We start from the raw sequence: 8,989 nt of genomic DNA on the forward strand, positions 1-8,989 counted from the left end.
GTTACTTCCGGCCGCGGCCGGTGCCGAGCGGCGAGGGGCGGGGGCGTCACGTCTCCGGCGTTGCGCGTCCCTGCCCGCCGGTGGTCATCGCACGCCGCTCGAGCCTGCGGAGCGCGAACTCGCCCCACCGGATGTTCTCCCGCTCGAAGGCGATGCCGCGCATCAGAGTCAGGTACGGCCCGATCCGTTCGGCCTCGGCGAAGTACTCGTCTTCCGTGCGCCCCTTCAGGAGGTGCTCGCGGAGCCGTTCGTAACGCGCGAGCTTGGCCGTGGCCCACTCCATACGCTCGCCGATCGCCGCTCGTACGGCCGCGATGTCGCCGACGTCCGCGCACTGCACCTTCACCAGGAGCTCGTCCCGGATCGTCGTCGGCCTGCCCGGCGGTTCGGCGACATAGGCACGCACGGCCTCCATCCCGGCTTTGGTGAGTGAGAAGAGCCGCTTGTTCGGCCGGCGCTCCTGCTCGACGACACGGGCGGTGATGAGCCCCTCGCCCTCCATGCGTTCCAGCTCCCGGTAGAGCTGCTGAGGGGTGGCCATCCAGAAGTTCGCGACGGAGGCGTCGAACCCCTTGGCGAGGTCGTAGCCGGACGCCTCCCCATCGAGGAGTGCGGCCATCACCGCGTTGCGCAATGCCATGACGGGAGGTTATCGCGTCGTTGATTAGTCACGGATGCGACCACTGCCGCCCTGTCCTGATGTGCCGCCGGCCTTGCCGCAGAGGGGTCGACAACCCACGCGGCCCAGCCCTAGTATCCGATGCGTTTATTCAACAAATTGACTAGAGGCGATCTCGTGCACCCCTTCCGCAAGGCCGTCGAGGCCCGAGACCACGCCGCCCTGGAGGCCCTGCTGGTCGAGGACGTCGTGTTCACCAGCCCGGTCGCCTTCAAGCCGTACCCGGGCAAGGCCATCACCGCCGCGATCCTGCGCGGGGTGTCCCGCGTCTTCGAGGACTTCACGTACGTGCGCGAGATCGCGAACCCGGACGGCCGCGACCATGCCTTCGTCTTCACCGCCACGGTCGACGGCAGGCAGCTCCAGGGCTGCGACTTCCTCCACTTCGACGACGAGGGGAAGATCGACGAATTCCTGGTCATGGTCCGTCCGCTCTCCGCCGCCAAGGCGCTCGCCGAAGCCATGGGAGCCCAGTTCGACCAGATCGCCCGGGAGGCGGGCGGGCAGTGACGGACGCCGACGCCGGCCGGCGCACGCCGGCTCTCCGGGGTCGGCTTCGTTCGACGGCCGGCAGCACGGCGCGTGACTGGTCGGCAACCGGCCCGACCACGACGGCCCGGCCGCCGTAGCGACGCACCACGGGGCGGCGCCGCCGGAGATCTTCACCTGTGCGCCGCGAGACCGACACCGAACCACCGGAGAACCACCATGCTCCCGGGACTCCCCGCCGACGACCGCGAGCGGAAAGATCCTCAAGAGGGAAGTGGCCCAGGAAGCACTGCAAGGAGCCGTTGTGAGCACGAGCAATCCGCTTGGCCGGGAGGACCGTTGACGGACGCAGACGAGCGCTCTGTGCGACAGGCTGAAGCCTCCGAGCCGGTCGGGGTGGGCCGCCGGAGATTCCTCGGATACGTGCTGGCCGCCTCGACGCTGACCGTGGCCGCCGAACTCGGCGAGGCGGCACTCGCGCCGAACGAGGCGGCGGCCGCCGTCCCGTCGCTGCCGGGACCGGCGGAGATCTACGACCTCAACGACATGCTCACGCATGCGACGCTGCCGACGGCGAACCTGATCACGATCCGGGTCGACCCGGACGGTACGGCGTCCTTCGCGCTGCCTCGGGCCGAGGTGGGGCAGGGCATCACCACGTCCAGCGCGATGTTGATCGCCGAGGAGCTGGACCTGCCGCTGGACAGGATCCGCATCACGCTTGTGGACGCGCGACCCGAGCTGCTGTTCAACCAGCTCACCGGCGGTTCCAACACCACGATCTCGACCTTCACACCGATTCGGGTGGCGGCTGCCGTGGCCCGGGGCCGGCTGCTGAAGGCGGCGGCCTCGGTACTCGGGGAGGCCCTGCAGACCCTGACCGCCAAAGCCGGTGTCATCACCTCCACGGTGACCGGAAAGTCACTGACCTACGGCGAGCTGGCGGAGAAGGCCGCGGCCGTGACGACGAGTCAGGAGCCGGTCACCCTCAAGGATGCCGGCGACTTCGAAGTCATCGGCACCGCCCAGCGGCGTATCGACGCCCACGAGGCGGTGACGGGGCGCAAGAAGTTCGCGATGGACCTGCATGTCCCGGACGCGCTGCCGACGATGGTGTGCCGGCCGCCGACGATCAACGGCACCGTCCGCTCGGTGGACAATCTCGCAGAGGTGCGGGCGATGCCCGGAATCACCGACGTCGTGACGGTCTCCACCGGTGTCGCCGTCCGCGGCCGTACGTTCGGCCAGTGCATCGACGCCGTGCGCGCGCTGAAGGTCTCCTGGGGACCGGGGAGCGCGGAGGGTGCCTCGGACGCCACGATTCGCGACGAACTCCGCCGAGCCGAACTCCCTCTCCCTTCCCTGGACCTGCTGACCAAGTCGGTGGACGCCCGGTTCACGTTCCACTTCGCCAGCAACAGTGCGCTGGAGACCAACTGCGCGATCGCCGACGTGCGCGAGGGCTCGGCGGAGATCTGGGGGAGCCTGAAGTCCCCGATCGTCGCGCAGGAGCAGATCGCGCTGAAGCTGGGGCTGCCCGTCTCCGCGGTGAAGGTTCATGTCACCGAGGGCGGTGGCTCCTTCGGTCGCAAGCTCTTCCACGACGCCGCTGCCGAGGCCGCCGAGATCTCGAAGGCGATGGGCAAGCCGGTCAAGGTGATGTGGCACCGCACCGACGACTTCCGGCAGGGCCGTGCCCACCCCATGGCCACCTCGCGGGTACGTGCCACATATGCGCTGGGCAACGTTCTCACCTACGACCAGCGGCACACCTCCGTCGCCACCGACTTCGGCCACGGCCTGGGCGAGATCATCACCTCCGAGGCGGCGCGGCTGCCGGTCGGTGACCTCACCTTCTCCGAGACGATCTTCGCGCTGACCCAGCAGACCCCCTACAACTTCGGTGTCGTCACCCAGCTGCTGAGCGAGACCGACAAGGGTTTCAGCACCGGCTCCATGCGCAACATCTACTCGCCGAACGTGCGGTGCGCGCAGGAGCTGGTCGTGGACGAGCTGGCCAGGCGGATGGGCAAGGACCCCTACGCGTTCCGCCGTTCCTTCCTGAAGGAGGATCGGGCCCGAGCGGTGCTGGACAAGGTCGCCGAGGTCGGCGACTGGGGCCGGAGCATGCCCGCCGGCATGGCGCAGGGCATCGCGCTGCACCCCGAGTACCACGCCTGCGTCGCCGTCCTGGCCGAGATCGACTGCCGGCCCCGGACCACCGGCCGCAAGGTCCGCGACGCCTACACGGGCCCGCGCGTCACCAAGGTCGTGTGCGCGGTCGACGTGGGCCTTGCCGTCAACCCGCGCGGTCTCGAGGCGCAGATGATGGGCGGCATCATGGACGGCATCGCCATCACCCTCAGCTCCAGCCTTCACCTCGACAACGGGCACTTCCTGGAAGGAAGTTGGGACGAGTACTTCTACACCCGCCAGTGGAACACCCCGCCCGAGCTGGAGATCCTCGTCATGCCGCCCACCACCGGACAGCCCGGTGGCGCGGGCGAGTTGGGCGTCCCGGCCACCTCGGCCGCCGTGGCCTGCGCCTACGGCCGCGCCACCGGCACCATGCCGACGACCTTCCCGATCAACCACGACGGACCGCTCGGCTTCGAGCCGCTGCCCACCACCCCACCGATCCCCGAATCCCCCACCGACGGCCTCGACCGCGCCTTCTAGGAGCCCCCGTGCCCGAACACACCTTCATCCTCAACGGCGAGCGGGTGACCGTCGACATCGAGGACGACGTCCGGCTGCTCTGGGTGCTGCGCGACGTCCTCGGCGTGACCGGACCGAAGTACGGCTGCGGTCTGGGCGTGTGCCAGGCCTGCACCAGCCACATCAACGGCAAGGCGTTCAACCCGTGTTCGGTGCCGGTCAAGGACGTCGGCACCGACGACGAGATCACCACCATCGAGGGTCTGCCCGCCACCGTGGGCAAGGATCTGCACCCGATGCAGGAGGCCTGGCTGGAGAACGACGTCGCCCAGTGCGGCTACTGCCAGCCCGGGCAGATCATGACGGCCGTCGCCAAGGTCCGTCAGGCGCGCCAGGAGGGCCGGGAGATCAACGAGGCCGACCTGGACGAGATCCGCAACGTCTGCCGGTGCGGCACCTACCACCGCATCCGCGAGGCGATCCAGGCCGGCGCGAAGAAGTACTGAGGCACCGGGCCGGAGCCCGCCGAGCCCTCGGCGCGGTGACGCGCCGAGGGCAGGGCGGCGGCGCTCGCCGTGGCGATCGTCGCCTCCGTACCGGGGAGCGCGCCCCGGGCCACCGGGGCCGGCGTACCGGGCCCCTTTCCGTGAGGAACCGTCGAGAAACCGTGGCGGCGACGGGCCGCACCTGGTGGCGATGGTCGCCCGGATGCGGCTCGTCGGGCCGACCCGGCGCGGCCCGTGCGGGCGACGGACCGCCGGGCTCCGGGCGGACGAGCTCGCCCGAGTGGACCGCGCGCAGTGGCGGCGGCGAGTGACCTGCATACGCTTGATCGCGTAGGAAAACGGGCCTTCTGTTCCAGGGGGCTGCTGTGTCGTGCTTTCGCAAGGAGACACCCGTGCCCGCTTCCCCCGATGCTTCCCGGCGTTCGGACGCCGATGTGGCCGGATTCACGGCCTCGCCGCAGCTCGCCCAAGCGTTGCAACAGATCCTGGTGGATCTCGTGGAACTGCACCTTCAGGGAAAACAGGCCCACTGGAACGTGGTCGGCCACAACTTCCGGGACCTGCACCTGCAACTCGACGAAATCGTCGACGAGGCCCGGGAGGCGGCCGACACCATTGCCGAACGCATGCGCGCTCTGGCCGCCTGGCCCGACGGCCGCTCCGACACGGTGACAGCGACCACGACACTCCCCGCGTTCCCGGAAGGGGAACAGAGTGTGAGCACTGTTGTCGATCTTGTCACCGCGCGCCTGCGCGTCACTGCCGACACGCTGCGCACGCACCATGACCGGGTCGACAGCGAGGATCCCGCCACGGCCGACCTGCTCCACACGGTCATCGACTCCCTGGAGAAGTACGCCTGGATGGTCAGCGCGGAGAACAGAACCGTCTGACGTCTGTCCGCGTTGCCCTGGAGGGGCAGCTCGGCGACCGGCGTCCGCGCGCGTCAGGAGTGCAGCAGCCGCAGGGCGATCGCGTCGGCCATCGCTTTCATGCCCGCGTCATTGGGGTGGATGTGGTCTCCTGAGTCGTAGGCCGGGTCGAGGGCGGACGGGTTCGCGGGGTCGCGCATGGTCCGGTCGAAGTCGATGACGCCGTCGAAGGCGCCGCTGGTGCGGATCCACTGGTTGACGTCCTGGCGGATCGTCTCGGCGGCGGGCGTGTAGTACCCGTTGCCCTCGTCGGGCATCAGGGTTGCGCCGATGACGTCGACGTGGGCGGCGTGTGCCTCGTCGATCAGCGTGCGGTAGCCGTTGACGAGGTCCTGGGCGGTCAGCGGCCGGCCGTCGGGACCGGCGTTGTTGCCGATGTCGTTGATGCCTTCGAAGAGGATGACGTCCTTGACGCCCGGCCGGCCGAGGGCGTCGTGCCCGAAGCGCTTGAGGGCGCTGACCCCCTGCCACAGGTTCGGGACGTCGGTGAGGACCCGGTTGCCGCCGATACCGGCGTCGACGACACTCAGCTTCTGCGGCCCCGGTGCGGCGCCCAGGCGACGTCCGAGGAAGTCGGGCCACCGGGTGTAGGTGCCGGTCGAGGAGTGGTAGCCGTCGGTGATGGAGTCGCCGAAGGCGACGACGGCGCCCCTCGCCGTCGATGACACGACGTCCAGCCCCGCCAGGTAGTACCACGAGGTCGTGGTGGTGCCGAACGCGGCGGCGCTGTCGTCACCGGTGTGGTCGCCCGAGGCGATGTAGGTGGTGTCGAACGCGTCGGAGTGCCAGGTCGAGGTGCCCGTCGTGCCGGGGACATAGAGGCTGACGAGCAGGTTCTCCCCGGCGGTGACCGAGATCGGGACGACGTCGCTGACCGCCTCCTCGCCGGCGGGGACCGTGACGCTGCGGGCCTGCTCGAAGGTGACGTTGCGGGTGGTGCCGCGCGTGGCCTCCCCGCCGCTCGCCTGGACGGCGACGTCCACGGACCTGACATCGAGCGGGCTGCTGCTGTAGCGGTTGGACAGGGTGATGCGTACGTCCGAGCCCGCGACGCTGCTGTGCACCACCATCCGGATGGTCTGGTCGCTGAAGGACGGGCCGCCGGTCGTCATGCTGGGCGCCCAGGCACTGACGCGCGTGCCCTTGCCCTGCGGCGAGGACGTGGCCGCGGTCGCCTTGTTCGCGGTGCTCAGCGGAACGATGGCGAGGGCCGCGCCGGTCAGCGCCCCGGCCAGGGACAGCAGGAACCTACGGCGCGGTCGGCGACTCGGCGCCGGGCCTTCCTTCTTGTGGGGCATCGACGATCTCTCCACTCTTCTCGTGGTGCGCGACGGGAGGAGGTGCTTCGCGGTCTCGGCAGGGAGCTTGGCGTCGTCACGCGGTCCGGGCCGGCGGTCCGGGCGCGTGCGCCGACCCGGCCTCACCCGAGGTTGCCCAGCGTGATGGACTGGCCGGGCACGAGGCTGATCTTCCGTGAGGTGCCGGCCGCGAGGACGGTCGTGTCCCGGCCGCCGACGCTCTTCAGCGTCACCCGGGTGACCTTGCCGTTCCTCCAGCTGAGGTCGGCCACGAAACCGCCGCGGACACCTACGCCGGAAACCGAACCGGACGCCGCCCACGCGGCGGGCAGTGCGGGCAGCAGCTCGACGTGGCCCGGGCGCGAGTAGACCAGCATCTCGATCATCGCGGAGGGAGTGCCGAAGTTCGCGTCGATCTGGAAGATGCCGCGGCCCTGCTGGACCTCGTAGATGTCGAAGAGGTTCGGGGCGCTGCCGTTGCCGCCGTTCACCGACGGTCTCAGGTTGTTGACGACGAGCTGGTAGGCCTTCTCCGCGTTCTTCAGCCGGGCCCAGCACAGGCTGCGCCAGGCGTTCGCCCAGCCGAAGCTGTTCATGCCGCGGGCGGTCAGGAGGGCCGTCGCACCGGCGAGGATGTCCTTGGGCGTGGAGTCGTCCGGGCGGATCCGGTCGCCGGGGAAGAGACCGATGAGCGGGGAGAGGTGCCGGTGCGTGGTCTCGCCGAGGTTGTCGGGCGACATCCACTCCTCCAGCCAGCCGGTCGTGGGACTGACGACGGGCAGGTACAGGCGCTGACGCAGAGCGTCGACGGTCGCGCCGTAGGAGGAGTCCCGGCCGAGCACCCGGGTCGCCGTGCGGAAGTTGCCGAAGAGGTTCCACACCAGTTCCTGGGCGTAGGTGATGCCCTTGGCGTCGAGCGGGCCCTGTTCGGGCGACCAGTCGCTGTCGGCGACGAGGACCTCGCGTGAGGCGCCGGAGGCGTCGGTGACGGTCGTGGTGATGAGGCGTGCCTCCCAGAACTCCACGGCGCCCTTGATGAGGGGGTAGATCTTCTCGAGGTGGGCCCGGTCCTGGGTGTACTCGTAGTGCTCGAACAGGCTCTGGCAGAGCCATGCGTTGCCTGCCGGGTGCCACCACCAGCCGCCACCGCCGTAGGGATTGGTGGAGATGGCCACGGTCCAGCCGGCGATCTTCCCGCTGGAGTTGCGGTACCTGTTGGCCGGGGAGTTGAACAGCCGCTGAGTGACGTCCGTCCAGGAGGGCAGCTGTGCGAGGCAGTAGTCGGTGAGGGCGTCGAAGCAGTCGGACAGGCCCGCCCGGTCGGCCATCCAGTAGTTCATCTGGATGTTGATGTCGGTGTGGTAGTCGCCCATCCAGTCCGGGTCGTTGCCGTCCAGCCACGGGCCCTGCAGGCCCATCGGCAGGCTTCCCCGCGATCCGGAGATCATCAGATAGCGGCCGAACTGCAGGTAGGCGGCCTCGAGCTCCGGGTCGGGGACGTTGTCCCGGTAGCGCGCCTGCACCCGTTGCCAGGTGTCCAGTCTCCGCTGTGCGGCGGACGAGGTGCCGAGGTCGATGTCCAGTTGCTCGAACACCGGGCGGAAGTCGGCGACATGGGTGTGCAGCAGGGTGTTCGCGGAATGGCCGGCCGCTTCCAGGACCTTGGCCCGAGCCAGGCGTTCCGGGTCCAGGGACGGGTCGCGGAAGCCGGCGGCCGCGTCGGGCGCGTAGTCGGTGCCGCCGCTGACGACGACGGTGAGGTCCTTGCATCCGCTGAAGGAGATTGACGCGCCCTTGACGACGACCGTGCCGCTGCCGCTGTAGGCGGTGACGGCGGCACCGTACTTCAGCCCGTTGGCGAAGGAAGCGCCGAACGAGGCGTGGCGCCCGGCACTGTCGGCGCTGGTGGTCTCACCGTGGGTGCCGGCGAGGGAGACGGTGCCGGTGTAGGTGCCGCCGCCCTGCTGGGAGAAGTACAGGACGATGACGTCGTCGGGGCGGCTGGCGAAGATCTGCCGCTGGTAGGTGACGCCCGACAGGTCGTACGAGGCGCTGACGAGGCCCTGGGCCAGGTCGAGGGAGCGGCGGTAGTCGTCGACGGAGCCCAGGTCGTGCCCCGGTATGTCGACGGTCAGCTCGGCCAGCAGGGTCAGGGAGCCGAAGTCGTCGCGGCCGTAGGGGAACTGACCGTCGCTCTGCAGGGTGTCGTTGAGGCCACCGGTCCACAGGGTGGCGTCGGTGATCATCAGCAGTTCGCGGGCGGGGTCGTTGCCCGCGAGTGCTCCGAGGCGCCCGTTTCCGACTGGCAGACCTTGCTGGATCATCGAGTTGGGGGAGCCCGGAGCCTGCCACCACAGCTGGTTCTTCGCGGCGGCTGCCGCGGACAGCAGGGGCGAGGAGGTGGGGCGGGCGGGGGCCGCCGAGGCG

General features: G+C 69.7%; 7 protein-coding genes. 4 read left to right on the forward strand and 3 right to left on the reverse strand.

Going from position 1 to position 8,989, the window contains the following annotated elements; translation table 11 throughout:
* Positions 1–46: 46 nt before the first annotated feature.
* Positions 47–640, reverse strand: coding sequence for a PadR family transcriptional regulator (locus tag BZY54_RS27525; protein ID WP_086728030.1), 594 nt, complete (start codon positions 638–640; stop codon positions 47–49).
* Positions 641–796: 156 nt separating this feature from the next.
* Here BZY54_RS27525 and BZY54_RS27530 point away from each other — a divergent pair, with 156 nt between their 5' ends.
* The 4 genes from BZY54_RS27530 (at position 797) to BZY54_RS27545 (ending at position 5,225) form a co-directional block, all read left to right on the forward strand.
* A complete protein-coding gene (locus tag BZY54_RS27530) occupies positions 797–1,189 on the forward strand; it encodes a nuclear transport factor 2 family protein (RefSeq protein WP_086728031.1) in 393 nt (130 codons plus the stop codon).
* Positions 1,190–1,531: 342 nt separating this feature from the next.
* A complete protein-coding gene (locus tag BZY54_RS27535) occupies positions 1,532–3,847 on the forward strand; it encodes a xanthine dehydrogenase family protein molybdopterin-binding subunit (RefSeq protein WP_244217362.1) in 2,316 nt (771 codons plus the stop codon).
* Between the two features lie 8 nt (positions 3,848–3,855).
* Positions 3,856–4,332, forward strand: coding sequence for a (2Fe-2S)-binding protein (locus BZY54_RS27540; RefSeq protein WP_086728033.1), 477 nt, complete (start codon positions 3,856–3,858; stop codon positions 4,330–4,332).
* A 392-nt stretch (positions 4,333–4,724) separates the two neighbouring features.
* A complete protein-coding gene (locus BZY54_RS27545) occupies positions 4,725–5,225 on the forward strand; it encodes a Dps family protein (protein ID WP_086728034.1) in 501 nt (166 codons plus the stop codon).
* Between the two features lie 53 nt (positions 5,226–5,278).
* Here the strand turns inward: BZY54_RS27545 and BZY54_RS27550 are convergent, their stop codons facing one another.
* The gene (locus BZY54_RS27550) at positions 5,279–6,562 is read right to left on the reverse strand and encodes an SGNH/GDSL hydrolase family protein (RefSeq protein WP_086728035.1); all 1,284 of its coding nucleotides are present in this window, start codon (positions 6,560–6,562) and stop codon (positions 5,279–5,281) included.
* Between the two features lie 122 nt (positions 6,563–6,684).
* On the reverse strand, positions 6,685–8,989 hold a 2,305-nt coding region (locus BZY54_RS27555; RefSeq protein WP_107419830.1), incomplete at its 5' end, for a glycosyl hydrolase family 95 catalytic domain-containing protein.

Source organism: Streptomyces carpinensis (assembly GCF_002154505.1).
GTDB lineage: Bacteria > Actinomycetota > Actinomycetes > Streptomycetales > Streptomycetaceae > Streptomyces > Streptomyces carpinensis.

What these genes read in the sequence shown, in the direction of transcription:
- BZY54_RS27525 (WP_086728030.1), bottom strand. Translation starts at nt 640, where the DNA reads ATGGCATTGCGCAACGCGGTGATGGCCGCACTCCTCGATGGGGAGGCG.
- BZY54_RS27550 (WP_086728035.1), bottom strand. Translation starts at nt 6,562, where the DNA reads ATGCCCCACAAGAAGGAAGGCCCGGCGCCGAGTCGCCGACCGCGCCGT.